The organism is Fodinicola feengrottensis, from assembly GCF_039530045.1.
Taxonomy (GTDB): domain Bacteria; phylum Actinomycetota; class Actinomycetes; order Mycobacteriales; family HKI-0501; genus Fodinicola; species Fodinicola feengrottensis.
The window spans coordinates 165864-190621 of record NZ_BAAANY010000038.1 but is presented as its reverse complement, the minus strand read 5'-3'; the positions used below and the strand labels follow the sequence as shown (position 1 = coordinate 190621).

Sequence of the window (24758 nt, the reverse complement as noted above, 5' to 3'; positions counted from 1 at the left end):
CCGTCCCATTACGGCCTCCGCTCTGGACAGGACATGGTCGAACCGGTGGCATTGGTACGCAGCGCGCCACCGCTGGTGGTGGCACTGTTGCTGACGCAATAGCCCGCCACGGTCTGGAAGCCGAAGTCGTACGGGCTGCTGGAACCGCGTTGGGCGGTGAAATGGTCGAAAGTGATCCCGCTGGCGTTGTTGACGATGACCGCGGGCCGGCCATCGTTGGCCGCGAACCGTACCGAACTGTTGACGAACTTGATGTTGTTCGCGTTGTGCACGTACCAGCCAAAAGCCGGCCGGGCGCCGATGCTGTTCGGGTTGTAGTCAGTGGCGTCGTTGCTCGGCACTCCCGTGCTCATCGTGCCGTTTCCACCTGGCACGGTGATGTTCACGTTGGTGAAGGTGACGCCGTCGATCCGGTTCGCGCCGGACTCACCCCACAGCGTCGGGCTGAAGGACGGACTGGCGCCAGTCGCGGTGATGTCGTCGTACGTGATGTTGCTGATGTGACCAACACCCGGACTGTTTCCACATCGTTTTCGGGTGCCGATCTTCTGCATGATCGGCGACCGCACTCCAGTCATGGTGATATCACGGTAATGCACGTCGGAGATGGTCGAGCCATCCATCGACACCATGCCCAGCCCCGATTTCTGCGCGCCGGTGATGGTGATGTGCTGGAAGGTGTAGCCGGTGAAGTCGCCGCATGTCTCGGAACCGAACATCAGCGCGTTGCAACACCGCGCCGACAGCTGCGAGTCCGTCACGCTGACGCTGACGCTGCCGTTGGGCAGCTTGGCACCCAACGCGTAGTCGCTTTTGAAAACGAGCGCATCGTCATTGGCCGCGATGGTGGCGTTGGTGATCGTGACTTTGGTCGTACTGATGACGTTCCAGCCGTCGCGGTCAGCGGCGGTGTCAATCGTCAGATGGTCGGACGTGACGTTGGTGCAGCCGTTAATCAACATGCCAAAGTGCCCGCCTCGGCGCAGCGTGATGCCACTGACGGTCAGGTTGTCGCAGCGCGTCAGCGAGATGATCTTGTCGGCCTGACCAGCGCCCGGATTGCCGGTGATGAGGTTGCCGCCGCCATCGATCGTGCCGGCCCCGACGAAACCGATATTGGTGAGGCCGCTGCCCCAGATCATCGCGTCGTGGAAGTGGCTGTGCCCATAGTCCTGGTATTTGTCGTACGCGTTGGACTCGGCCGCGTCGTAACCTTTCGCATTCGATCCCTTGATCGTGGATCCACTATCCAGCTGAAGCGTCACATTGCTCTTCATATGCAGGGAGTTGCTGGATTTGTACGTGCCGGCCGGCACTCGTACGACGCCGCCGCCGGCCGCGTTCGCAGCGGTGATCGCCTTGTTGATCGCCGTACTGTCGTTGGTCGACCCGTTCCCGGTGGCGCCGTAGTCACGTACGTTGAAAACCGTCGCCGCCCCAGCCGCGAAGCCAGTCGGCTCAACGAGCCCCACCACCAGCACTAACGCGAGAATCACTAATAGCCAGGGTCTTTTCACGAAGACGCTCCGGTGAGTTGGTAGCAGCGCAGGTTGGAGAGCAGCAGATAGCAGTTCTGCAGCGACCCCGAGGTGTCGCCAAGTGAGCGGTAGATGCCCCATTTCGGGCGTACCCGATCGGCCAGGAACGTGTCCACACTCGTCTTGTTGGCGTCGATCACCGTCGTGCCGCCGGAGCGTACGATCCACCGCACCGTGCCGGCGTTGCCGTTGCCAATCTTGAGCTGGAAGTCGATGTCGATCCATTTGTCCTGCAACGGGGCGAGGTTCGTCCGCCCGACCAGCGTGTCAGAACCGACGACCTTCAGCTCGATCGTCGGCGTGCTGCCGTTGCGGCGCAGTGATTGGACGATAATCGGCGAAGTTCCGTCGCCGGGCTGCTTCATCTGCATGATGTGGGTGAAAGTGGTGGTCGCCTTCAGGGAACTCGGGATAAACAACGAATAGGTCAGCCGCCAGGTCTCGCCCAATTTCCACTGCAAGTACGAGTTGGTGCCGGTGCGGTTGCCGGTGACTTCCTGCCGCTTCCGGTCGGTGCTGGTGTCCCGGTCGACTGTGTGCATGGTGAAGCGAAAGTTGTTGCCTTCGGGGAAAATATGCGGATGGCCGGCCGGATGGGAGTGGGCCCGGTCGTCCTCGACGGTTTCGAAGGCCGCCAGGCCGCCCTTGGCCGCGTCCGGTGACCAACGCAGTGTCCAGGTCCCGGCGGCCTGCGCAGCACCAGGCAGCGCGACCGCCGCTGCGCCGCCCACGGCCGCGCTCAACACCGTCCGCCGGGAGAATGTGCGAGATTCGTTGGTCATCATCGTCCTCTGAACTGTTCAGACATGATCAGGAAGGCGCCCAGTCCATGGAAATCGTTGGTCGCCTTGGTGCGCGCGATGTAGTAGGCGTAGTCGCCGACATTCGTACCGATGGAGATGTCCGTCAGGTTGGTTCGGCCGTCCGAGCCGAGCGAGATTTTGCCGAGCACGCCCTGATATCCACGCTGCGCCACCGCCGTGTAATGCGGGTCGATGTAGCCCTGCTGGGCCGCCCGCGACAGCGTGTACGAGAACATGCTGGAGCACGAAGTCTCGGTCCAGTTGCCCGCGCGGGTGCCCTTGTTCACCACCTGGAACCACCGGCCGGTGGCCGGATCCTGGTAGCGTTCCATTCCAGCGGCGAGATTTCCCAGGATGGTCAGCAACTGCGCTCGGCGCGGCTGGGTGGCGGGGACGATGTCGAGAATGTTCACCGTGGCCATCGCGTACCAGCCGATCGCCCGGCACCACTGTTCCGGCGCCAGCCCGGTCCGCGGATCGGCCCAACTCTGGGTCTTCGACTCGTCGTACGCATGCTGCAGGAGGCCGTTCGCCACCTGCAGATGGGTGCCATAGACAAGCAGTTGTTTCGTGGTTTCGTCGTTGGTGTAGGCCGAATCGCCGAACTCCCGGCCGTATTCGGCGAGGAACGGGTTCAGCATGAAAGCCCCGTCGGCCCACAGCTGGTGCGCCCGACTGCTCGCGGTGGCATGCCAGAAGCCACCATCTGAGGTGCGTGGGTACGTGGTGAGTCTCTTACGGATTTTGGCGGCAGCCGTACGATAACGGGCCTGCCCGGTCTCCTCGTACATGATCACCAACAGCCGCCCGGCCATCATGCTGTCCAGGCTGTCGAAGCTCTGGTTGATGTTTCCGGACGCGTCGACGAATCGGTCCACCCAACTCTTGATATAGCTCAGATAGCGGGCGTTGTGCGTACGCTGGTAGACCAGGTACTGGCCGTACAGATAAAGCCCGACCGGGTAGGACCAGCCGCCGATCGTGCTCGGTGTGTAGCGCGCCATGGTCGACTCCACCACCGCGACCGACCAGTCGGTGCTGGGGGTGTTTTCGGCTGACGAGCGCGCGGGTGACACGCCAGCCACTATCGCGAGGGCCGTAGTGGCAGCCAAGATCGTGGCCATCCACCGGGAAATCCGGTTCATGATCCTCCTCATCCAGCGGTCGCAAGCGGGGGGTTGCGAAACGGAAAAGATGGGATATCGGATATCTGCCGGGAATGTAACAGCGACCGGTCCACTGTCAACGCGTCCGATGGAATTTGACGGAGGGCTTCAAATAGCCGGATCCCGACCAGCCAAGATCGCGAATGGCCGCTGAGCAGCGAAGAGTCTCTCCAACCGGAAATCGGATATATGATCTAGGAATGTCCTCATGTGGCCACGATGGACACTCTCCGTGCGATTCGACGGACCCGTCCAAATTCTCGTAACGCGCCATTACAGAGCCTCGTTCAGTTAGTTGCCGAAAGAAAAGTACGTCCAGCGTCCGAGTTGGTAAATCGAGATGCGCGATCCGAGCAGAGTGGCTATCGTGGCTCGGGCTGTCTGCTGCCGAGCGAAGTGGGGTCCTATGAGGTGCGTCGCGGATATGACGACTGACATCTTCCGTACGCACGAATGGACACCTTCGCTCAATGGACGGCACGAAAAACGACACTGCTGACAAGCGAGCGGGCTTGCGCGGCCTGCTCCCTGATCTGACCCCACTGCGGGTCTCCCGCGACTTCCGGCTGGTCTGGTCGTCCGGCCTGGTGACCAGCATCGGGTCGGTCTTCACCCTGATCGCGCTGCAGCTGCAGGTCGCGCAAATCACCGGCTCGGCGCTGGCGGTCGGCGCCCTCGGCGCCGCCGAGCTGATCCCGGTGGTCCTCTTTGGACTGTATGGCGGGGCGATCGCGGACGCCTTCGACCGGCGCAAGGTCATCCTCGCCACCGAGCTCGGTCTCAGCCTGGTCGCGTTGGGGTTGCTGGGAAACGCGCTGCTGGGTCAACCGATGATCTGGCCGCTGTACGTCGCGGCCGCGGCCACCGCCGCACTGCAAGGCGTCCAACAACCCTCGTTGGAAGCCGTCACCCCGCGGATTGTCGCGCACGACCAGCTGCCCGCCGCGATCTCCGTCACCGCCGCGCGATGGACGGTGGCGGGGGTGGTCGGCCCGGCGATCGCCGGCGTCGCGATCGCGAGTTTTGGCGTACGCACGGCATTCGCCGTCGACGCGGTGAGTTTCGCGATCTCCATCGCGCTGCTTCTGCTCGTACGCCCGGTGCCAGCCTCCCCCGAAGCGGAGTCGCCGTCGTTTAGCGGGGTGGGCCGGGCCATCGGCTATGCGTGGAGCCGACCGGAACTCGTCGGCACGTACGCGGCAGACATGGCGGCCACCGTGCTTGCCTTGCCGATCGCGCTCTTTCCCTTCCTGGCAACCGAACTTCACGCGCTGTGGGCGCTCGGCCTGCTCTATTCGGCGATGTTCGCCGGCAGCCTGGTCGCCGGCCTGACCAGCGGCTGGACTGGCCGAGTGCACCGGCACGGGCGAATGATCCTGCTCGGTGCGGTGATCTGCGGCGCGGCAGTGACGATTGCCGGCCTGGTGCCCAACATCTGGGTGCTCATCGTGATGCTGGCGATCTCCGGCGCGGCGACCTGGGTCAGTGACGTGTTCCGCGGGATCATCTGGAGCCAGTCGATCCCGGACGGCATGCGTGGCCGGCTGGCCGGCATCGAGCTGATCACCGGATCGGCCGGTCCGGCCATCGGCGACCTGCGGGCCGGCGCGCTGGCCACCCGGTTCGGCATCCGACCGGCGCTGTGGATCGGCGGCCTCGCCACCCTGATCACCGCTGGCACGCTGAGCGCCGCGCTGCCTTCACTGTGGCGGTACGACGCTCGTACCGACCCGCATGTCGCGCAAGTCAAGGCAGCGGTGGAAAAGCAGGCCGCCGAATAGGTCAATTCCTGATGCGTACGGCCGCCGAGACGCCCTCTCGTGCGGCCGTACGGCAGTCTCTGAACCGACGGAACTAGGCTTGGGGACGTGCGCAGCCTGACGGAACTGACTGAGGTCGATGAGCCGGCGTGGCCGACGATTATGGCGGAGATCTCGGAAAGTCCATTGACGGTGAAAACCCTTCCAGCGGACGAAGAACACGGTTCGGCTTGCCTGCACTGGTTGCAGGTCACCGCTCGGTCGCCGCTGGGTGCGATGGCCCTGCATTGCGGTGGCATTCTGCTGGACCACGGTTGGGTGCGGATCTATGGTGGCGCTACCGACTTTCCCAGCCTCCGTAGCGTAAACGGCATTTCCGATGACGACGCGACACCGCCCTCAGGCAGCCTCGTGGTCGGGCACGACGTGCTCGGCGGGGTGTTCAGCCTGAATGGCATGGACAGCCAGGCGTGGGGCCGCGGCGCACCCGGCGAGATCGCGTACTTCGCACCGGACAGCCTGCGGTGGGAGTCACTCGGCGCCGGCTATGGCGCCTGGTTGTCGTGGTTGTTGTCGGGGCGTACGAATCAGTTCTACCAGGACCTTCGCTGGCCTGGCTGGGAAACCGAGTCCGCTGCGGTCGGTCTCACCGAGGGGCTCAGCGTGGTGCCTTTCCTGTGGTCGAAAGAAGGCCGCCAGGACCTGTCCGCCACCAGTCGCCGCGCCGTACCGATGCACGAGGTGCTCGGCATGTCGTCGGATGTCAGCCAACAGTTCGACGGCGCGGATCCGGGGTTTCTCGGGCTCCTGTGAAGTCTTGTTACACAACGATGACATCGCGTGGACCGTACAGACGAATACCCTGCCCAGTATTGGGCATATGACGACAAGTTCAGTGTTGCCGGCGACCGGTCGACAGCCCGTACGTCCATATCACACGACACCGCGGCGAGAGTCCTCCGCCGGATGGCTGCTGGTGACCGCACTGGTCCTGCTAGTGGGATTCGCTTTCGCCGCCTTGGCCTTCATCTGGACCACGGCCGGTCAAGAAGTCGACGGAGTGCTGCTGGCCGACGCCAAGGGCTTCGGCGCCCACGGACTCGCAGACCAGGCGACCACCTTGCTGTCGTTCGTCGGCAACATCAGGCTGCTGGCGGTCCTTTTCGGGGTCATCCTGCTCGTCGGGGCGCTGTGCCGGCGGCCATGGGCGGCGGTGGCCGGCATCTGCGTCGTACTCGCCTCAGTGGCTGGCGCGACCGTCCTCAAGACCATCATCACCCGGCCAGACTTCGACGTGATGGATTCCACCTTGCACAACAGCTTTCCGAGCGGCCATGTGGCGGCCGCGGCCGCCTTGCTGTTCGCCCTCATGCTCGCGCTGCCCGGGTGGGCACGCTGGCTGATCGCCCTTCCCGGCGCCGTCGGCGTGTCTGTTGTCGCGGTCGCGACGATGGTTGCCGGCTGGCACCGGTTCAGCGACGCCATCGGCGGCGTCCTGTTGGCCGGCGCCCTCTGCTGCCTCGCGGCCGCCTTCCTGCACGCGGTCGGCCTCGTCCCCCGCCCCAAGGTGCGGTAACCACTTGGATGTGGCGGTCCAGCATCTGACGCTCTGCCGCATAATTGCGGGCGGGACACCGTTCGCATGGGGGGGCAGGACTATCGACACCGCTCGCAAGTGGCTGGATTCCAACGCGCTCTACGGCGGCGTGTACGGCACGGTCGTGACCAGCGCGCTGCTGGCCGCACTGGATCACCAGCCAGGCACGTACTCCCCCGGGTACGACGCCGAGTGGATCTTCATCACGGTGGTCATCGCGGCCGTCACCCGCGGCTACGCCAAACACATCTCGACCCACCAAGCCGGCGGGCCGACCCATCAGCTCTGGCGCGATCTGCTTGACGACGTGCTCAGTGGCGTCCCGATTGTGGCTGCCTGCCTGCCAACCCTGGTCGTGTTGCTGGTCGCCGGCCTCAGCGGCTGGGCCGGCGAGGCGTACACGACGACCGCGCTCGCGCTCAACGTCGTACTGCTGATCGGCTGGGGCCTCGCCGCGGCGCGGCTGGGCGGCTACCGGTGGCGCGGTGCGGTGCTGATCAGCGCCGCGCACGCGGTTCTCGGGTTGCTGGTCATTTTCTTGAACATTCTGATCAAATAGCCGCCCTCAGCCGAGCAAGCAGCAGGGCCAGCGGCGGCCAGGTACCGCGTCCTTGCCGGATGGCCGCGTACGAACGGAAAGTGACCGCCGGTTCGGCGAGCGGGAGCAGCCGTACGCCCGGCAGAGTCGGCCAGTCGATGGGCAGCAGCCCCACCCCAAGACCAGCGACGATCAGCTCCTGGACGAGTTCGAGGCCATCGATGTAGTGCGCGATCCGCGGCTCGAAGCCGGCCAGCGACGCGATCGCGCGAACGACGTTCTCATCGGCGGTGTTGCGGGAGTTCACGATCCAGGATTCATCCCGGAACTGGCCAAAAACCGCCAGCGCGTTGCCGCTGGCGGTGGACTCCGCCGGCACTCCCAACCCCCAGGACGCAGTGTGCAGTGGGGTCAGCTCGACGGTCGCATCGATCGAGGCTGGTACGAGCGTGTAGTCGTAGACCAGTGCGAGGTCGAGGTCATCGGCCGCCAGCAAGGTGAACGCCTCGACCGGCTCGTGCTCGTACATGAGCAGCTCCAGTTTTGGGTGGGTGACGGCAAGGTCGGCGACGATCGGCAGCAGGAACCGGCGGATCGCGGTGACGTATCCGGCCACCCGGAGGCAGCCGGTCGGCTCGGCGCCCGGGTCCAGGTCCGCGTACGCGGCCTCGACGGCGGCGAGGATTTTCACCGCGTGATCGGCTAGCCGCCGCCCAGCGGGGGTCAGTCGTACGCGGCGACCGTCCGGCTCGATGAGGTCCGCGCCGACTTCCCTGCCCAGCACCGCGATCTGCTGCGACACCGTCGACGTCGTGACGCCCAACACATCCGAGACCTCTCGCATCGAGCCAAGGCGGGACAGCTCGAGCAACAACCGCAGGCGACGGGTCTCCACGGCCCAATTGTTCAGCAAACCCGAACGACTTGTCCAGAATCAGCACGTGGACATGGATGATTTCGCATCGTCTACTTCGAACATGACCTTCTCCAGCTCGCGTGCCGGCGCCTCCATGGCCCTCGCGTCCATGACGTGCGTCCAGCTCGGACTGGCCGTGTCGGTCGGACTGATCGGGCAGCTCGGACCGTTGGGTACGGCGTGGCTGCGGTTGGCCTGGGCGGGGGTCTTGCTGCTGGTGGTCGTACGACCGCGGCTGTCCGGTTTCAGCCGGGCCGGCCTGCTGACCGGGATCGCACTTGGGGTGGTGACGGCCGCCGTCACGCTGTTCTTTATGTGTGCGGTGGCCAGACTGCCGTTGGGGACGGCCAGCGCATTGGAGTTTCTCGGTCCGCTGGGCGTTGCGGTCAGCCGCGGTCGCGGCGGCCAGAAACGCTGGCCGATTCTCGCCGCGGTCGGCGTGGTGCTGCTCACCCAGCCATGGCGCGGCCAGATCGACTTGATTGGCATCGGGTTCGCGCTCGCCGCGGCGGTCTGCTGGGCTGCCTACATCCTGCTCACCCAGCGGGTCGGCGACGAGGTCTCGGGCATTCGTGGGCTGGCCATCTCGATGCCGGTCGCCGGTGTGGTCGCGACGCTGGTCGCCGGCCCGTTCGTCTTCGACCGGCTCAACTGGCAGATACTGCTGGCCGGCGCCGGCCTCGCGATCCTGCTGCCGGTGATCCCATTCAGCCTCGAGCTGCTGGCCCTGCGCCGGCTCACCACCGCCGCATTCGGCACGTTGATGAGCCTCGAGCCGGCCATCGCGCTGGTCATCGGCCTGCTCGCGCTGCACCAGGTGCCAGATCTCGCGGCGCTCGCCGGGATCGCCTTCGTGGTGACCGCCGGCATCGGCGCCGAACGTACCGGCGGCCGCGACAAGCCGGTCAGTCCTGCACCGTCACCCCCAGCACCTGCGCGAACGCCGGCGCTAGATCAACCAGCTGAAGGCTGCTGATAGTCGCGCCCTTGAGCGAGCCGTGTCCGCTGTGCAGCCCCAGCTCGGCGGCGCCGCGGAAGTCGACTTTGCTCATCTTGGCGCGCTCGAATTCGACTTCTTCCAGGGACGAACCGGGGAAAGTCACCTTCGTCAGGGCGGCAGCACCGAAATCCACGCTCCGGAGCTTGCAGTTGACGAAGGCGACTTCTCGCAGTTTGGTGTTACGCAGGTTCACGGACACGATTTTGCAGCCGAAGAAACTCACCCTGGTGAGCTCGGCGTCGAACATCGCCGCGCCGGCCAGCACGCTGGTGATGATCTCGGTGTCCAGCCAGGTCGTCTCGACCAGATCGGTGCCCACGAACTGCCCGGTGTGTATCCAGACGTCGTTGAACTTGGCCCGCCGAAAATGGCCGTTTCCGAAGTCCACTGAGGAAAAGGCCGACTCGGCGAACCGCGTGTTGCCGGCTTTCACGTCGGTGAAACTCACGTCCTGGAAATGCACCGTGTCATAGTCGTCACCTTGCTCCAGCTCCCCGTCGGGGGCCACCAAATAAGGCGCGTACGGCAGTTCAGCCAGCTCGCGGGACTCGGGCATAAGGCTACGGTACGTCTCGTGACGGGAAGCCGTGCATACGGGCCGCAAGAACCACCACCAGCACGGGGATCAGCAGCAACAAGACGCTCCAGGGGAACGCAGACGCACCGAGGCCGGCCAACAGCAACCCGCCGATGACTCCCCCGCCGGCCATCGCGACATTCCACAACGTGACGAGCATGGCCTGCGCCGCGTCGGCCGACTCGCCGCCCGCATCGCCCACCGCGGTCTGCAGGAGCGTCGGGGCGCCACCCCAGCCGAGTCCCCACAACGCCGCCGCGACAAAGACGAGGACGGGATTGCCGCCCAACAGAGCCAAAATGGTTGCCGCGGCGGCGAAAAGAACAACGCTGGCAACGGTGAGCGTACGCAGCCGACGACCGATCTGGACGCCGACCAGCCAGATGCTCAGCAGCGAGGCAGCGCCGAAGACCAGCAACACCAGGTCAACGGAGCCGCCCAATCCCAGCCGTGCCAGCAAAGTGGCGATGTACGTGTAAAGAATTGTGTGGGCCAGCACGAAAAACAGCGTGACGAACAGGACCGGCGCCACTCCTGGTACGCGCAACGCCTGCGACATCGAGGACTTCTCTCGTTGCTGCTGTCCAGGAAAGTCCTGGACCGCCCAGCCGATCCAAACAAGCAAAGCGATGGTCAGCACTGTCATCAGCAGGAACGCGAGTCGCCAGCCGAACGCCTGGCCGAGGAACGTACCAGCCGGAACCCCGAGGGACAGCGCGACCGGAATTCCGGCCATCGCGATCGCGATCGCCCTGCCCTGAAGGTGTGCGGGCGCGAGCCGGCGAGCGTAGCCGGCGAGCAGCGCCCAGGCGACGCCCGCGGCGACTCCGGCGACGAACCGCGCCACCATGGTCAGCGAGTAGTTCGTCGAGACCGCGGTGACCGTGTTGGCGACCGCGAATCCGGCCATCGCCGCCAGCAGCAGCCGCTTGCGCCGCCAACGCGCGGTGGCCGCGGTCAGCGGGATCGCCATGAGAGCCGTGCCGACCGCGTAGATCGTGACAGTCTGGCCGGTGGCGGACAGGCTGACCCCAAGATCGGCACTCATCGCCGGCAACAGGCCGGCCGGCAGCGTTTCGGTCAGGCTGGTCACAAAAACGGCGGTGGCGAGCGCCAGCAAGGCGGCTAACGGGAGGGCCGACCTGGTGGTCGGATCGGCTCGTACGACGGTGTGGGTTCGCATGACAGTATGCTCGAACCATCACATTGATGTGAGGGTCAATCCGCCCGGATATGAGGTGGCGCACATGCGCATCGGAGAGCTGTCGGAGCGTACCGGCACGCCTCGCAGGTTACTGCGTTACTACGAGGAACAGGAGCTCATTGTCGCCAACCGCTGCGCCAACGGCTACCGGGACTACGACGAGCGGTTCGTCGACCGGGTCATGCAGATCCGCGGGCTGCTCGACGCCGGCCTGCCCACCCGCATCATCAAGCAGATCCTGCCCTGCCTCGACAAGCCGCGGGTGATCTACTTTCCAGACGCCACACCGGAAATGATCGCCACCCTGGAGCACCAGCGGGACCGGATGACGGCCCGGGTCGAGTGCCTGATCCGCAACCGGGACGCCATCGCCGAATACCTTGAGGTCGTACGCGGGACCAACGCATAGGCCGCTGCCGGCTCCGTGGCATATTGTCCGGATGAGCCGGCTGAGCAGGATCTACCAGGAGATCGTTGACGATCCCGCGAACGCGGCGGTGGGCACGGCCGGCTACCTTCCGCTCTACACCGCGGCACCAGCCGCGCGGATAGTGATCATCGGTCAGGCGCCAGGAAAACGGGCGCAGGAAAGCCGCAAGCCGTGGAACGACCCGAGCGGCGACAAGCTGCGCTCGTGGCTCGGGGTCACCGACGAGGAGTTCTACGACCCGAAGCTGATCGCGCTGCTGCCGATGGACTTCTACTACCACGGCAAAGGCGATCACGGCGATCTGCCGCCACGCAAGGAATTCGCGCCGAAATGGCACCCGCGGATCCTGGCCGAGCTACCGCACCGGCGACTGACGATCCTCATCGGCTCGTACGCCCAAAACTACTACCTGCGTGACCGACTGAAGCCCAACCTGACACAGACAGTGAAGGCTTATCAGGAATATCTGCCGGACATCATTCCCTTGGTGCATCCGTCACCGCTGAACTTCCGGTGGCAGACCAGGAATCCGTGGTTCGAGAGTGACGTGATCCCGGTGCTCCAGGAGCGGGTACGGGCCGCCCTGGGCTCGGCCTGACCACTAGGTACCATCTGCTCGGCGCCGAACGTCACCCGGACGGAACGACTTTTTGCAGCAATGGAGCTGATATGCCGCACCTCACCTACCTGCAGGCGATCGTGATCGGGCTGCTGCAGGGGGTGACCGAACTGTTCCCGGTGTCCAGTCTCGGACACAGCATTCTGATCCCGGCCTGGATTGGCGGCGACTGGGCGACGAACCTGGACGTGACCGCCAAAGACTCGCCTTATCTGACTTTCCTGATCGCCGCGCACGTGGCCACCGCGGCGGCCCTGGTGATCTTCTTCTGGCGGGATTGGCTGCGGATCGCCGGCGGCCTGTTCAGCTCGCTGCGCTACCGCCAGATAGTGACCACCGAACAGAAGTTGGCGTGGCTGCTGATCGTGGGCACCATCCCGGTGGGTCTGGCCGGCCTCGCACTGGACCACCTTTTCCGCAGTACGCTCGGCAAACCCATCCCGGCCGCGCTGTTCCTGACCCTGAACGGGCTGGTTTTGTTCAGTGTCGAGCGGTTGCGCACCCGCCGGTCGCTGTCCACCGAACCGACGGAGTCGCCGCGGCCGACCCCGGTCGGCGCCGCCAACCACCCACCGGGGGGCGCTCGAGCGCAGGTTTATGTCTCCTCGAACAGTGTCGCTGGTGAGGGCGGTGTGTCCGCGCACGGCGGCGACGCGGCCGCCGCACTGGAGTCGGACCGGCGGCTTGCCCGACTGACCTGGTGGGAGGCCGTCGGCGTCGGCGCGGCGCAGGTTTTCGCGCTGCTGCCGGGCATCAGCCGGTCCGGTTCGACGATGGTCGCTGGCCTCTTGCGCGGGCTTCCGCACCAGGACGCCGCGCGGTATGCCTTCCTGCTCGCCACTCCGGTCATCCTCGCCGCCGGGGTCCTGAAGCTGCCCGAGCTGGCCGGACCGACCGGGCACGGCATCCTCGGCCAGGTGCTCGCCGGCAGCGCGGTCGCCGGCGTGGCCGCGTATGTCTCGCTCCGTTTCCTCACCAAGTATTTCGAGACTCGTACGCTCACGCCGTTCGCGATCTACAGCGTGACCGCGGGCCTGCTCAGCCTCGGCTGGTTCCTCATCTGAGCCACTGCCCGGGGTGCGCGCCCGGAAGGTCACACCCCTGCGACAAACTGTCCTCAGGCGTCGAACCAGGGGGAACGCGGTGGTGATCGAGACGGTCGTGGTGGTGGCCGCGGCGGCCCTCTTCGCGGTCTGCGCCGGGATGGTGGCGCGCCGGGTGCTCGGCACCCCGGTCGGTTGGCCGCGTACGTTCGTGGTCGGCTTGGTCGTCTACGCCGGCAGCTCGCCGTTCGCGACCTTCGTGGCCGCCGCCGCTGGACTGCGCGGCGGGCCCGACCATCTCAGCGTGTCCGTGCTGGTCGCGGCCGCCTTCATCCTGCTGGCCTTCGGCTGGCTGTTCGCCTTCGGAGTGGCCGCGCTGGTGGCGGTGGAGGCGATCTGGCCGACCGGCAGCGTTCCCAACCCACTCAGGCTGGTCCGCGACCTGGTCGGGCGGCGGCGCCGGACCCGGCGATATCTGGCGATCCTGTCGATCGCCTCCCGGCATGGCCTGTCCCGGGTGCTGCGCGGTCGCCGGGTGTCCCAGCCGGAGCTGGAGCGGACTCCGGTGGCGCTGGTCGCCGCACTGAACGAGGCCGGCGTGACCTTCGTGAAGCTGGGTCAGCTGCTGTCCACCCGCCGCGACCTGCTGCCCGATCGGTATGTAGAGGCATTGTCCCACCTGCAGACCCGGGCTCGGCCAGTGCGATGGGACGAGATCCGAGCTGTCATCGAAGCCGAGCTGGGCGGCCCGATCGACACGTTTTTCGCCGAGGTAGATCCGAAACCACTGGCCGCCGCCTCGGTGGCCCAGGTGCACGCGGCCCGGCTGGCGGACGGCACTGACGTCGTGGTGAAGGTGCAGCGGCCGACCGCGCAGGCGCAGGTACGCGCCGATGTCGACATCATCGTCAGGCTGGCGAGCTGGATCGAGACCCGGACGGACTGGGGCCGTGACCTCGGCGCGGTCGCACTCGCCGAAGGCTTCGCCCAGTCGTTGCGGGACGAGCTCGACTACCGCACCGAACACCGGCACATGGAGATGATCCGGAAGGCGTCCGGCGAGTCGTTGTTGGCTGTCCCTCTGGTTTTCCCGACACTGTGCGGCCAACGGATCCTGACCATGCAGCGGTTCGACGGTGTGCCGGTCGGCGATGCCGCGTCCGCCCTGGCGAAAATCCCAGACAGCGACCGACGGGCGCTCGCCGCGAACCTGTGCGACGAGGTGCTCCGGCAGATCCTGGTGCACGGCGTCTTTCACGCCGACCTGCATCCGGGCAACCTGATGTTGCGCGAGGACCGCACGATCGGGCTGCTCGACTTCGGTTCGGTCGGTGTTCTGGACCGCGAGACGCGGGAAGCGCTGGCCGCTTTCCTGCAGGCGGTGGACAACGACGACAACGCGGCCGCCACCGACGCGCTGCTGCTCCTGGCCGAGGCGCCGGAGAGCCTGGACATGCGGACGTTGCGCCGCGATCTCGGCGCGGTCGTCACGTCCATGCGTTACCAGACCGGCGCTGGGGTGTTCACCCAGTTCCTGGACGTCGTACGGGTCTACCGGCTCGGCGTCCCGCCTTATGTGGCGGCCGCGTTCCGGACGATCACCGCCCTTGAAGGCGCGCTGACCCTGATCGACCCGCGGTTCGACCTCGTCGCCTACGCCCGTTCGATCGCACCGAGGCTCGGCGAAGAACTCTTCCCGCCGGAACAGCTGGCCGCTGCGGCCAAGAGCCGGATGGCCGCTTTTCTGGCCGTCAGCAGGCGAATACCGGGCCGGCTGGAGGCCATCACGGCGAATCTGGAAAGCGGCCGGCTGGCGGTCCGGTTCCGGCCCTTCGCCGACCCGGACGACCGGGTGTTCCTCGCCAGCCTGGTCACCGACGGCGTCAGCGCGCTGGTCGCGGTGGCCGCGGTGGTCAGTGCGATCGTGCTGGTCGTCACCGACGCCGGCCCGCTCATCGCGCCGAACGTAAGGCTGGACGCCTTCGCCGGATATGTGATCGGGTTCTTCGGCTTCGTCCTCATCCTGCGCTCGGTGGTCCGCGGTTTCGTCCGGCCCAGGCGTCGCTCTTGAATCTGTTCACCATTGCCCTGGTGCTGGCCGCCGGGCTGGCCGGCCCGCTGCTCGCCGCGCCGAAACGCGCACGTTTGCCGGTAGTTGTCGGGGAAATCGTGGTCGGCGTGCTGGTCGGCCGGACCGGCTTACAGTGGGTGGATCCGACCGAGCCGGTGCTGTCGTTCCTGGCCTCAGCCGGTTTCGCGCTCGTCATGCTGGTGGCCGGCAGCCATGTGCCGTTACGCGATCCGGCGCTGCGAGTGGCCCTGCGACGAGGCGCGCTGCTGGCCGCTGGAGTCGGCGTTTTGGCCGTACCGACAGGATTCGGCGTCGCGGCCATCACCGGCACTGGACACGGACTGCTCTACGCCGTCCTGCTGGCCTCCAGTTCGGCCGCGTTGATCATGCCGGTGATCAGCGAGTACGAGCTGTCCACACCGGCAGCGCTGGCGACCATCGTGCACGTCGCGATCGCCGACACGGTCTGCATCATCGCGCTCCCGCTGGCGGAGGATCCCGGGAACGCCGGCCGGTCCGCGCTCGGGGTGCTCGCGGTGACCGGCGGCGGCGCCGTTTTCTGGTTCGTTCTTTGGCAACTGCGCAAACGTGGGTTGGTCGGGAAGGCGCACGAGGTCAGCAAGAACCGGAATTTCGGGCTGGAGCTGCGAGTCGCCCTGATCGCGGTCTTCGGGCTCGCCGGCCTCGCCCAGCTGGTCGGCGTCTCGGTGATGCTGGCCGGCTTCGTGATCGGGCTCGGGCTGGCTGCCACCGGCGAGCCCCGCCGGCTGGCCCGGCAGCTCTTCGCCGTCGCGGACGGCTTCCTCGGCCCAGTCTTCTTCGTGTGGCTCGGCGCGTCCCTCGATCTGCGGGCGCTGGCCGGCGATCCGCGGATGCTCGGGCTGGCCACTCTGCTCGCGATCGCCTCTATCAGCGTGCACGCGATGGCCCGGCTGCTCGGCCAGCCGCTCCCGCTGGCCATCCTGGCCGGCGCGCAACTGGGCGTACCGGTCGCCGCGGTGGCCATCGGCACCGGCACCCGGCTGCTCACCCCGGCCGAAGGCGGCGCGATTCTGGCCGCCGCTTTGGTGAGCGTGGGAGTCACCGCCTGGGCCGCCCGTCGAGCCGCTGCCCGAAATGTTGTTAATTGTCCGAATAGCCAACCCGACAATCATCATTAAACATCTCAGTGCCCCAGAAATACAGACAAATGGTGGCAGCTCGGTTACGCTGAGTATGACGTAAGCGTCAGTTGCGAGGCAGGAGCACTTCACCGCCTCGGTGGAACTCCCTGCATATCGCATGTTGTATCCCGATGACCGCTCACGGAAAGGACCCATCCCGTGCGTAGACAGACAGCGCGCAAAGCGATCGTGGCAGCTTCCCTGGTGTCAGTGCTGTTCGTCGGAGCGACGGCAACGCCGGCCGAAGCGGCGCCCGTCAGCACCGTGCACACCGTTCAGGCGGACGTCCCCAGCCTGCCCAACCTCGGCGATGTCCTCGGTGAGGTCATTGGCATGCTGCAGGCGCTTCTCAAGACCGTCGGCGGTGTCTTGGGCAACGGCTGATCAGCGTTCAGCCGCCGCGATAAAGTGCGCGATCGACGTTCCTGGATCACCCGCGCGTACGAGCGCCTCGCCCACCAGCACCACATTGGCGCCCCAGCCGTGGTATTCGGCGACGTCTGCCGGCTCGGCCACGCCTGACTCGGCTACCCGTACGACACCCTCAGGAATGCGGGGCGCGAGCTTGCCAAAGACCGCGCGGTCAACGTCGAGTGTTTTCAGGTTTCTGGCGTTGATCCCGACAAGTTGAGCGCCGACCTCCAAGGCTCGGTCCAGCTCGTCAGCGGTGTGAGCCTCCACCAAAGCGGTCAGCCCGAGCTCGGTGGCCAGCCCCAGCAGGTCACCGAGTGCGGCGCCCTCCAGGCAGGCCACCATCAGCAGGACCAGGTCCGCGCCATGCGCACGCGTCTCCCACAGCTGGTACGGCGTGACGATGAAATCCTTACGCAGCACCGGAATCGAGACCGCCGCTCGGACCGCGTCCAGGTCCGCAAGGCTGCCGCCGAACCGCCGCCGCTCGGTCAGCACACTGATCGCCGCCGCGCCGCCGCCCACGTAGCGGGCAGCCAGATCCGCTGGGTCGGCGATCTCGGCCAGCGCGCCCTTGCTCGGGCTTTTGCGTTTCACCTCGGCGATGATGGACACCCCGGGCGCCCGGAAGGCCGGCAGCGGATCCAGCGCCGCGGGCCGGTCGGCGACCCGCGACCGCAGCTCAGCGAGGGTCACCTCGCCCTCCCGCTGCGCCAAATCCACACGTACGCCGGCCACAATGCCGTCCAACACGCTCATTGATGTCGCCATTTCGCTTCGGGTGGCAATTCGGCGAAATTGTACGTCAGCCACTCGGCGGTTCCCGATGCGAAGGCGCCCGGACCGGCGCGCTACGAACAGGGATAATTGCCGGCATGGGAGACATCGACGCCGTGCTTTTCGACATGGACGGCACCCTGGTCGGCTCAGACGCCGCCGTCGAGCTGGCCTGGCGGCAGTGGGCAGCGGACCACGACCTGCCGCCCGAGCCGGTGCTGGCCGCCGCGTACGGACGGCCCATCAGCGCCACCATTCGCCACCTCGCACCGTGGCTGGACGACGATGCCGTACGCCTCGAGGTGGATCGGCAGAACGACCGCGAGGTCGCGGACGCCGACGGCACAAAGCCGCTGCCCGGTGCGTACGAGCTGCTGGCCGAACTCGACCGGCTCGGGACACCGTGGGCGGTCGTGACCAGCGCTGGACGGCGGCTCGCGGAGGCCCGGTTACAGGCGACTGGCATCACCCCACAGATCCTGGTGACGGCCGACGACGTACGTGTCGGAAAGCCCGATCCTGAGGGCTACCTGCTCGCCGCCACTCACCTTGGCGTGTCGCCGCGGCGGTGTCTGGTCGTCGAGGACTCGCTGCCGGGCATCGAGGCCGGTCGCCGCGCCGGTGCCCAGGTCGCCGCCTTGCGCGGCCACCCGGGCGATCTCGCGATCACGGACCTCCATGAGCTGCTGCCGGTCATCCACGTGCGGTGACAGCCGGTTGCCTCAGCCGAACAAACCGCTGGCGAACCAGTCCGAACTGTCTTTCACACCAGGCAACGTGAAGAAATAGCCGCCGCCGTACGGAAGGATGTAGTCGACCAGCGGTTCGTCCTTGAGCCGGCTCTGCACGGTTTCGAACTGGCGCCGCACATCCTGTTGGTAGCAACAGAAAATCAGGCCGGCGTCGAGGTTTCCGTTGGCCAGCACGCCCGCGTCGTAGTTGTACGGCCGACGCAGAATGCGGGTCGTGTCGGTGGCCGCGGTACGCGGGTTGGCCAGCCTGATATGCGCGTCCAGTGGGATCACTTTTCCGTGCGGATCGGCGGAAAACCGAGGTTGGTCGAACTCCGCGCTGCCGTCCAGCGGCGCGCCTGTGTCGCGCCGCCGGCCGAACATCAACTCCTGTTCGTTGATGGACACCCGATCCCAGAACTCGACCAGCATCCTGATGAACCGGACGACCTGGTACGAGCCGCCCGCCGCCCAGGCCGGCTCGGGGTTCCCCGGTGGCACCCAGACCAGTCGGTCGGCGTCGGTCACGGTCGGGTTGGAAATCCCGTCTTTGAAGCCCATCAGATTGCGTGGCGTGCCAGCCGGCCGTGGTACCGAAGCGAAACCGTCCATTCGATAGCGTGGCTGCAGACCGCCGCGGGTGTGTTTCATCAGGTCCCGCAGGGCGTGATGCACGGTGTCCGGGCCGTTGCCACAGATCTGCAGCATCAGGTCGCCGTGACACCAGGCCGGATCGAGCGCGTCATTCGGGAATGCCGGCATCGGGACGAGTTTGGCCGGTTTCCTCGCTGTCAGGCCGAAACGGGAGTCGAAAAGGGATGCGCCGACGGAGACTGTCACGGTCAGGCCGTCGGCCGGCACCTGCGGTCCGAGGATCGCGCTGTCTGACGGCGGCGAGCCGATGCCGAGGTCCGCGGGCGTACCGCCGACTGTCAGGAAACGGGCTCTTTCCGTCAGGGTACGAAAAAGATCCACCACAGCGGCACGATTCGGCGCGGTCACGTCGAAAGCGGCGAACCCCGCGGACCGCTGGTGTGGAGTAAAGACGCCGGCCTGATGGGGGCCGTGAAAAGGAACGACCTCGCCAACCGTCGGCACGGTCGCGGCCTGCGCATCGGCCTGAGCGCCGGCCGCGAGCAGTCCGCCGGTCAACGCGGTGCCGGCGACGCCGGCCCCGGCTCCCTGCAGGAACCGCCGCCTACTGACGCTCATCATCGTCCTTTCCTGTCGGTCACTAGTTTTGCCGGACTTCGAGCAGCGTCGGCACCGCGGACAGCGTCTCCAGGACCGCACCGAGCCGGGCGTCCACCTGCTGCCGAGTCGCCAACGGCACTTGCATCGGACCCAACCAATCGCCGTTGATCTGAGTCGCCATCAATGCCGTCCCCAACTCCCCCAGCTGCGTACGCGCGAGCGGCAGCAAGTTTGCTCGACGGGCCTGCAAAAGCGGTGCCAGCCGATCCAGGACCGCATTGGTCGCGTCCACGTCGGCGAGCGTTTTCCGATACCCGGCGCTGGCCCCGAAATCAGACAACCCGGTGAGGTGAAAACGCTGTGCGTCCTCAAGGATTTCGTGTGCCCGCAACGGAAGATCGGTCGGGTCCGCGGTCAGCTTCGGCAGTTGCTGGCGAAGCTGGGCCACCTCGCTGGTGAGTTTCACCGCGTACGGACTCAGTTCGGCCGCATTCTGGCCGTGCCACAGCCCGTATTCGATCCGATGCAACCCGGCGAAATTCGGGTCCGTCGGCAGTCCGTGCGGGAGCCCGCCAATCGCGTCCGCCAGATCCCCGAAACTCCCGTACGCGGCGCCCACCCGCTCCCAGGTCAGCTGCGCTTGCAGCCAGGTCCCCCTGGCGGCGGTCAGGTTTGCGGCACTGATCTGCTGCTCCAGGATGCTGGTTTCATTGGCAAGTTGGGAAAGTTGCGGCTCGACGTACGACCGGTAGGCGTCCGTCGGGCCGCGCAGGTCAGTTTCGGTGACTGGCAGCACGGCGGCCGGTGCGCCCGTACTGGCGGCCTGGCCCCGGAGCTGGGCGGCCGGCGAAAGCTGACTCGACTGGCCCGGGATCAGGCATCGCCACGCGTACGAGCCGGCGCCGACGTTCACCGACAGCGACCGGCGGGTGCCGGGGCCGAGGCCTTCGATTTCCCCGATGACCGCGCCGCTGATCGCCTCGATCAGGTAGATTTCGCCGCCGTGGCCGGATTTGTTGACGACCGTGAAGGTCTGCGGGCCGGCGGTGCCACCCTTCCAGTCTGAGGCGCACCCCGACGCGGTGATGGTGATTTGCTGGCTTGGCCCCACTCCACTGGGAGCGAGGGCCGCGAATGCCCCTACGGCCAGCAGGGGCAGCACGATCGCGACCGCGACGATGGCCCACCGGCGGCGACGGATCGGCCGCGAAGCGGTCCTTGGCACCGGCGGGTTGACTGGGCCACGCAGGAAAACCGCGAGGACGACCGTCCCGTACGCGACATAGGCGCCGACCTGCAGCCAGGTCATCGCCGGTGCCAGATTGGTGATGCCGGCGATGATCGACACCCACCAGGCGTCGGTGGAAATCGCTCCGGAGAGGTCGAAGGCGACCCAGAGGTGACCCGGCAACCATCCCGCGGTCTGCAACTCCCCCAGCCCGTACGACAGCACGCCGGCCGCGATGAGGATCAACAAGATGGCCGTACGAGCAAAAAAAACGCCGATATTGATCTTGACGCTGCTGCGGTAGAGCAGCCAACACAGGCCGATAGACGCGGCGATCCCGACCCCCGCGCCGGCCAGCGGCGCGACCGTGTCGCCGGACGCCTGCACAGTCGTCCAGACAAACAACGCCGTCTCCAGGCCTTCCCGAGCGACCGCGATGAATGCGGTCGCGGCCAGTGCACCGGCTCCGACCGTCACTGCATCGGACACCTTGGCCCGCAACTGTCCGGAGAGGCCGCGGGCGGTCCGGCGCATCCAGAAAATCATCCAAGTCACCAGCGCCACCGCGGCCACGCTCAACAACCCGGCGAAGATCGACTGCGCGCGAGCACTGAGCTCGGCCCGGGAGAAGGTCAACACCGCACCAAAGCCCAGGCTCAGCAAGGCCGCGGCCAGCACTCCGAGCCAGACTGGCCGGGTTGTCGCGCCCCCGCCGACGCGCCGGACTGCGGCGAGCAGAATGCTCACCACCAGCCCGATCTCCAGCCCTTCCCGCAGCCCAATCACCAGATTGGGCAACGCGTCAGCCCACATCGGCCCTCCACAGGTTGGTTAGCCTCAGCTTATTTTTGGGAGGTTATCGAGCGCTTAGTAAACGCTCGGGCAGCCGATGGTTAACGCTCGGTTAAGCGGGCAGCAGCAGGGTGAAAATTGGCTGAGGACCTGACCTGGTGAGCGCCAGCCGGCCGCCGTCCGCCTCGACCAGGTCCCGGGCCAGCCGCAGGCCGTCGCCGAACGAGTCAAAGGCGTCCTGCTCAAGGCCAGATCCCTGGTCCTGGACGTCGATGGCGACCGCACCGCCGGCATCCCGGGCGCGTACGACAATCGTTCCCGCGCCGTGCACGGTCGCGTTGTCGACCAGCACCGCGACCGCCTGGCGGACCGCGCCGAGGGTTCCGGTCGCGGCTGGCAACTCCGGGTCGCGTTCGATCCGCAGGCCGCGGCCGGCCGCGCTCAACGGGCCGATGCCGGCATCCCGCACTTCTTTCAGCAACGCATCAATGTCGAGCAACACCCGGGGCGCACCGCTGCGGGCCATCGCGAGCAAGTCATCAATAGTCCGTTCCAGCTGGTCAACGACACCGATGGCGCGTACGACCGTGGCCGGATCCGGGTCGCTCTGCGCCAACTCCAGCAGCAACCGCAGGCCGGTCACCGGCGTACGCAACTGGTGCGACGCGTTCGCCGAGAAAGACCGCTCCCGCCGCAACAGGTCGCCCAGACGCTCCGCGGTGCTGTTGAGAGCGGCGGCGACGGTGTCGATCTCGACGATGCCGCTGCCGGCGGACCGTACGCTGAAGTCGCCGTCACCCAACGCTCGCGCCGAGCCAGCGAGCCGGCCCAGCGGTGCCGAGATCCGGCTGGCCCGGCGGCCCGCGACCAGGCTCGCCGTGCCCAGTGCGAGCAGCGCGAGGCAGGCCATCGCGGCCCAGGTCCAGCCGGTACGTGTCACCGCATCGTGCTTGGACGACGTGACGACGACGATCGCGGCCGTACGCCCGGCGCCCGGAACCGGCATGGCGATGGCCACTTGCCCGGCCGTCTCAACCTCGGCGGTCTGGCCAGCGGCTGCGACCGGCAGCAGGCCGCCGGCCACTGCAGAGGGCGGCCCGGCCAGCAGCCGGGAATCGCGGCGGTAAACGGCGACGGTGATGTCGCCCTCCACCGGCGGCAGCCGCAGCCCGCCCAGCGAAACCTCGTCACGCCGGAAGGCCGGATCGGCGGCGACCGCGGCCACACTCGTACCAGCGATCCGGGCCAGCTCGCCGCGCTCTTCGTCGACGAACAGCCGATAGACCGCCGCACCGAGCGGAACGGCGAAAACCGCGACCGCGATCAGGGCGGCAAGCACCGCGGCGAGCCTCACCTGCTGGCGCATCCGCTGCCCGCCTTTCGCCTCTTGCGAGCCATTTTCTTGCCGTCCGTTAACCTGCCGCTGGCCGGCCTCTTTGTAGCGTCCACTGGTGACCACCCCGGGGGAAGGAAGCCACCACGACCCGGGGCCGGAGGGGGCGGGTGGCCATTTCACCCGTCCCCGCCTATTCCGTTTTCTCCAGCCGGTATCCGTGCCCGCGCAGGGTGCTGATCGTCGGCGGGCTCACCCCGGCGCGTACGCCGGCATCGGCCAGCCGGCGTCGGACCGCGGCGATGTGGACGTCCAGAGTTTTGGTGGAACCGAACCAGTTCTCGTCCCACACGTCGTTCATCAGGGTCTCCCGGCTGACCGCTTCACCGACCGAGAAGACCAGCCGGGCCAGCACGTCGTATTCGCGCGCCCGCAGCAGCACCTCGGTCAAGCCGACCAGGCAGCGGCGGGCCGCCGTGTCGACCGTCAAGGCGCCCACCTGGACGCGGTCCGGCAACCGCTCGTCGGGCCTGGTCGCCGGCCCGCGGCGCAGGTGAGCCCGTACCCGCGCGAGCAGCTCCGCCAGCCGAAACGGCTTCGGCAAATAGTCATCCGCGCCGGCCTCCAGCCCGAGCACCACGTCGATTTCGTCCTGCCGCGCGGTCAGCATCACGATCACGCAGGCCGGCCGCAGCGCCCGTACCCGCCGGGCGACCTCCACACCGTCCAAGTCGGGAAGCCCCAAATCGAGCAATATCAAAGCGTATTCGGTGGTTCGTACGGCATCGAGGGCCTCGGCCGCGGTGACCGCCCAGTCGACCCGGTGCCCGTGGGCCGTCAGGCTCCGGACCAACGTGTCACCGATGACCTGATCATCCTCAACTACCAGGAGACCGCCCTGCATTCCTCTCCGCACCCCCTCAATGCACTGTTTCGCCAGCCATTCTCTCAGACCGAGCCGACTGGCTTGACGGTCACCTTTGACTATCCAAAGAAAAGGTCAATTCAGACCCTGATCACCGGTTGGGCTTGGAGCGGTGACATTCTGCCGTGGTGACCAGTCGCGATCTCGAACAGATTCCCCGCCTGTCGCCGACCAGCCGGCTAATCCAGAAAGTCCCGGAAGCGACCGCGATCTTCTGGATCGTCAAGGTGCTGACCACCGGTATGGGCGAGACGACATCGGACTACCTGGCCCATCACGTGGATCCGCCGATCGCGGTCGGCATCGCCGGCGCCGGCCTGGTCGCCGCGCTGCTGCTGCAGTTGGTGCTCCGGCGTTACGTCCCCTGGATTTACTGGCTCGCCGTGGTGATGGTGAGCGTTTTCGGGACGATGGCGGCCGATGTGCTGCATGTCGTGCTCGGCGTCCCGTACGCCGTGTCGACCGCTTTCTTCGTCCTCGTATTGGCAGCCGTCTTCGCGACCTGGTACGCCAGTGAGAAAACCCTCTCCATCCACAGCATTTTCACCCGCCGCCGGGAGGTCTTCTACTGGGCCACCGTGATGGCCACGTTCGCATTGGGCACCGCCGCCGGAGACCTGACCGCCACGACCATGCGGTTGGGCTACCTGGCGTCCGCGGGTCTTTTCGCCGTCCTGATCGCCATTCCGGCACTCGCGTACTGGAAACTGCGGGTGAACGGCATTCTTGCCTTCTGGCTGGCATATATCGTGACCCGGCCGCTGGGCGCGTCTGTCGCCGACTGGATGGGCCTCCCGGTCAGCCGTGGCGGCCTGGACTGGGGCACCGGCACGGTCAGCCTCGGGTTGACCATCATCATCGCCGTTTTTGTGGGATACCTGACGATCAAAGCCCGGCGCGACTGACAACGAACAGCCCCGGACGTGAGACACACGTCCGGGG

24 protein-coding genes are annotated in these 24758 nt (G+C 66.7%); 13 read left to right on the top strand and 11 right to left on the bottom strand.

Annotated elements, in window-relative coordinates; translation table 11 throughout:
- Positions 1–8: 8 nt before the first annotated feature.
- Genes ABD301_RS36480 through ABD301_RS36470 form a run of 3 tightly spaced genes read right to left on the bottom strand, consistent with a single transcriptional unit; the run spans position 9 to position 3486 of the window.
- Positions 9–1496 carry a glycoside hydrolase family 28 protein gene (locus ABD301_RS36480; protein WP_344314713.1) on the bottom strand — a complete coding sequence of 496 codons (1488 nt, stop codon included), beginning with the start codon at positions 1494–1496 and terminating at the stop codon, positions 9–11.
- A 17-nt stretch (positions 1497–1513) separates the two neighbouring features.
- The gene (locus tag ABD301_RS36475; protein WP_344314712.1) at positions 1514–2320 is read right to left on the bottom strand and encodes a heparin lyase I family protein; all 807 of its coding nucleotides are present in this window, start codon (positions 2318–2320) and stop codon (positions 1514–1516) included.
- Positions 2320–3486: a glycoside hydrolase family 88/105 protein gene (locus ABD301_RS36470; protein WP_279580619.1), complete on the bottom strand. Its 1167-nt coding sequence runs from the start codon at positions 3484–3486 to the stop codon at positions 2320–2322. The genes ABD301_RS36475 and ABD301_RS36470 overlap by 1 nt, the downstream gene beginning before the upstream one ends.
- Before the next feature lie 491 nt (positions 3487–3977).
- On the opposite strand from ABD301_RS36470, the gene ABD301_RS36465 reads away from it, so the two are divergent.
- From ABD301_RS36465 to ABD301_RS36450, 4 genes are all read left to right on the top strand, one after another.
- Positions 3978–5288: an MFS transporter gene (locus ABD301_RS36465; protein ID WP_163568902.1), complete on the top strand. Its 1311-nt coding sequence runs from the start codon at positions 3978–3980 to the stop codon at positions 5286–5288.
- 87 nt (positions 5289–5375) lie between these two features.
- A complete protein-coding gene (locus ABD301_RS36460) occupies positions 5376–6080 on the top strand; it encodes a DUF2625 family protein (RefSeq protein WP_163568903.1) in 705 nt (234 codons plus the stop codon).
- A 67-nt stretch (positions 6081–6147) separates the two neighbouring features.
- Complete coding sequence (locus ABD301_RS36455) at positions 6148–6843, top strand: phosphatase PAP2 family protein (RefSeq protein ID WP_344314711.1); 696 nt, start codon at positions 6148–6150, stop codon at positions 6841–6843.
- Between the two features lie 4 nt (positions 6844–6847).
- Positions 6848–7423 (top strand): hypothetical protein, encoded by a 576-nt coding sequence (locus tag ABD301_RS36450; RefSeq protein WP_344314710.1) that lies wholly within the window; start codon positions 6848–6850, stop codon positions 7421–7423.
- Here the strand turns inward: ABD301_RS36450 and ABD301_RS36445 are convergent.
- Positions 7416–8297: a LysR family transcriptional regulator gene (locus ABD301_RS36445; RefSeq protein WP_163568905.1), complete on the bottom strand. Its 882-nt coding sequence runs from the start codon at positions 8295–8297 to the stop codon at positions 7416–7418. The genes ABD301_RS36450 and ABD301_RS36445 overlap by 8 nt on opposite strands.
- 82 nt (positions 8298–8379) lie before the next feature.
- On the opposite strand from ABD301_RS36445, the gene ABD301_RS36440 reads away from it, so the two are divergent.
- Positions 8380–9294, top strand: a complete 915-nt coding sequence (locus tag ABD301_RS36440; RefSeq protein ID WP_344314709.1) for an EamA family transporter — start codon at positions 8380–8382, stop codon at positions 9292–9294.
- Here the strand turns inward: ABD301_RS36440 and ABD301_RS36435 are convergent.
- Positions 9224–9874: a pentapeptide repeat-containing protein gene (locus ABD301_RS36435; protein ID WP_344314708.1), complete on the bottom strand. Its 651-nt coding sequence runs from the start codon at positions 9872–9874 to the stop codon at positions 9224–9226. The two genes, ABD301_RS36440 and ABD301_RS36435, sit on opposite strands and share 71 nt — an antisense overlap.
- 4 nt (positions 9875–9878) lie before the next feature.
- A complete protein-coding gene (locus tag ABD301_RS36430; protein ID WP_344314707.1) occupies positions 9879–11078 on the bottom strand; it encodes an MFS transporter in 1200 nt (399 codons plus the stop codon).
- A 64-nt stretch (positions 11079–11142) separates the two neighbouring features.
- On the opposite strand from ABD301_RS36430, the gene ABD301_RS36425 reads away from it, so the two are divergent.
- The 6 genes from ABD301_RS36425 (at position 11143) to ABD301_RS36400 (ending at position 16809) form a co-directional block, all read left to right on the top strand.
- Positions 11143–11508, top strand: a complete 366-nt coding sequence (locus ABD301_RS36425) for a MerR family transcriptional regulator (RefSeq protein ID WP_163568906.1) — start codon at positions 11143–11145, stop codon at positions 11506–11508.
- Between the two features lie 31 nt (positions 11509–11539).
- Entirely contained in the window at positions 11540–12127 is a 588-nt protein-coding gene (locus tag ABD301_RS36420; RefSeq protein ID WP_344314706.1) for a uracil-DNA glycosylase family protein, read from the top strand.
- 71 nt (positions 12128–12198) lie between these two features.
- On the top strand, positions 12199–13212 hold the full coding sequence (locus ABD301_RS36415) for an undecaprenyl-diphosphate phosphatase (RefSeq protein ID WP_344314705.1): 1014 nt from the start codon (positions 12199–12201) through the stop codon (positions 13210–13212).
- A gap of 79 nt (positions 13213–13291) precedes the next feature.
- Positions 13292–15262: an ABC1 kinase family protein gene (locus ABD301_RS36410; RefSeq protein ID WP_344314704.1), complete on the top strand. Its 1971-nt coding sequence runs from the start codon at positions 13292–13294 to the stop codon at positions 15260–15262.
- Positions 15259–16422 (top strand): cation:proton antiporter, encoded by a 1164-nt coding sequence (locus ABD301_RS36405; protein WP_344314702.1) that lies wholly within the window; start codon positions 15259–15261, stop codon positions 16420–16422. The genes ABD301_RS36410 and ABD301_RS36405 overlap by 4 nt, the downstream gene beginning before the upstream one ends.
- A 162-nt stretch (positions 16423–16584) precedes the next feature.
- A complete protein-coding gene (locus ABD301_RS36400; protein WP_163568910.1) occupies positions 16585–16809 on the top strand; it encodes a hypothetical protein in 225 nt (74 codons plus the stop codon).
- On the opposite strand, the gene trpC is transcribed toward ABD301_RS36400, so the two are convergent.
- Positions 16810–17595, bottom strand: coding sequence for an indole-3-glycerol phosphate synthase TrpC (gene trpC, locus ABD301_RS36395; RefSeq protein WP_163568911.1), 786 nt, complete (start codon positions 17593–17595; stop codon positions 16810–16812).
- 116 nt (positions 17596–17711) lie between these two features.
- Between trpC and ABD301_RS36390 the strand changes: the two genes are divergently transcribed.
- Positions 17712–18323, top strand: a complete 612-nt coding sequence (locus tag ABD301_RS36390) for an HAD-IA family hydrolase (RefSeq protein ID WP_344314701.1) — start codon at positions 17712–17714, stop codon at positions 18321–18323.
- Between the two features lie 12 nt (positions 18324–18335).
- Here the strand turns inward: ABD301_RS36390 and efeB are convergent, their stop codons facing one another.
- From efeB to ABD301_RS36370, 4 genes are all read right to left on the bottom strand, one after another.
- Positions 18336–19556: an iron uptake transporter deferrochelatase/peroxidase subunit gene (gene efeB / locus ABD301_RS36385; RefSeq protein WP_344314699.1), complete on the bottom strand. Its 1221-nt coding sequence runs from the start codon at positions 19554–19556 to the stop codon at positions 18336–18338.
- Between the two features lie 22 nt (positions 19557–19578).
- The gene (gene efeU, locus ABD301_RS36380) at positions 19579–21579 is read right to left on the bottom strand and encodes an iron uptake transporter permease EfeU (RefSeq protein WP_344314698.1); all 2001 of its coding nucleotides are present in this window, start codon (positions 21577–21579) and stop codon (positions 19579–19581) included.
- A 91-nt stretch (positions 21580–21670) separates the two neighbouring features.
- On the bottom strand, positions 21671–22924 hold the full coding sequence (locus tag ABD301_RS36375; RefSeq protein ID WP_344314697.1) for a HAMP domain-containing sensor histidine kinase: 1254 nt from the start codon (positions 22922–22924) through the stop codon (positions 21671–21673).
- A 160-nt stretch (positions 22925–23084) separates the two neighbouring features.
- Positions 23085–23795 (bottom strand): response regulator transcription factor, encoded by a 711-nt coding sequence (locus ABD301_RS36370; protein WP_163568914.1) that lies wholly within the window; start codon positions 23793–23795, stop codon positions 23085–23087.
- 149 nt (positions 23796–23944) lie between these two features.
- Here ABD301_RS36370 and ABD301_RS36365 point away from each other — a divergent pair, with 149 nt between their 5' ends.
- The gene (locus ABD301_RS36365; RefSeq protein ID WP_279580632.1) at positions 23945–24721 is read left to right on the top strand and encodes a COG4705 family protein; all 777 of its coding nucleotides are present in this window, start codon (positions 23945–23947) and stop codon (positions 24719–24721) included.
- The last annotated feature ends 37 nt before the right edge of the window (positions 24722–24758 follow it).

Bases quoted from the DNA above. Each gene is read 5' to 3' on its own strand.
- ABD301_RS36475 (WP_344314712.1), bottom strand. From the start codon at position 2,320: ATGACCAACGAATCTCGCACATTCTCCCGGCGGACGGTGTTGAGCGCG.
- ABD301_RS36470 (WP_279580619.1), bottom strand. From the start codon at position 3,486: ATGAACCGGATTTCCCGGTGGATGGCCACGATCTTGGCTGCCACTACG.
- ABD301_RS36465 (WP_163568902.1), top strand. From the start codon at position 3,978: ATGGACGGCACGAAAAACGACACTGCTGACAAGCGAGCGGGCTTGCGC.
- ABD301_RS36455 (WP_344314711.1), top strand. From the start codon at position 6,148: ATGACGACAAGTTCAGTGTTGCCGGCGACCGGTCGACAGCCCGTACGT.
- ABD301_RS36440 (WP_344314709.1), top strand. From the start codon at position 8,380: ATGACCTTCTCCAGCTCGCGTGCCGGCGCCTCCATGGCCCTCGCGTCC.
- ABD301_RS36435 (WP_344314708.1), bottom strand. From the start codon at position 9,874: ATGCCCGAGTCCCGCGAGCTGGCTGAACTGCCGTACGCGCCTTATTTG.
- ABD301_RS36430 (WP_344314707.1), bottom strand. From the start codon at position 11,078: ATGCGAACCCACACCGTCGTACGAGCCGATCCGACCACCAGGTCGGCC.
- ABD301_RS36425 (WP_163568906.1), top strand. From the start codon at position 11,143: ATGCGCATCGGAGAGCTGTCGGAGCGTACCGGCACGCCTCGCAGGTTA.
- ABD301_RS36420 (WP_344314706.1), top strand. From the start codon at position 11,540: ATGAGCCGGCTGAGCAGGATCTACCAGGAGATCGTTGACGATCCCGCG.
- ABD301_RS36415 (WP_344314705.1), top strand. From the start codon at position 12,199: ATGCCGCACCTCACCTACCTGCAGGCGATCGTGATCGGGCTGCTGCAG.
- trpC (WP_163568911.1), bottom strand. From the start codon at position 17,595: ATGAGCGTGTTGGACGGCATTGTGGCCGGCGTACGTGTGGATTTGGCG.
- ABD301_RS36390 (WP_344314701.1), top strand. From the start codon at position 17,712: ATGGGAGACATCGACGCCGTGCTTTTCGACATGGACGGCACCCTGGTC.
- efeB (WP_344314699.1), bottom strand. From the start codon at position 19,556: ATGAGCGTCAGTAGGCGGCGGTTCCTGCAGGGAGCCGGGGCCGGCGTC.
- efeU (WP_344314698.1), bottom strand. From the start codon at position 21,579: ATGTGGGCTGACGCGTTGCCCAATCTGGTGATTGGGCTGCGGGAAGGG.
- ABD301_RS36375 (WP_344314697.1), bottom strand. From the start codon at position 22,924: ATGCGCCAGCAGGTGAGGCTCGCCGCGGTGCTTGCCGCCCTGATCGCG.
- ABD301_RS36370 (WP_163568914.1), bottom strand. From the start codon at position 23,795: ATGCAGGGCGGTCTCCTGGTAGTTGAGGATGATCAGGTCATCGGTGAC.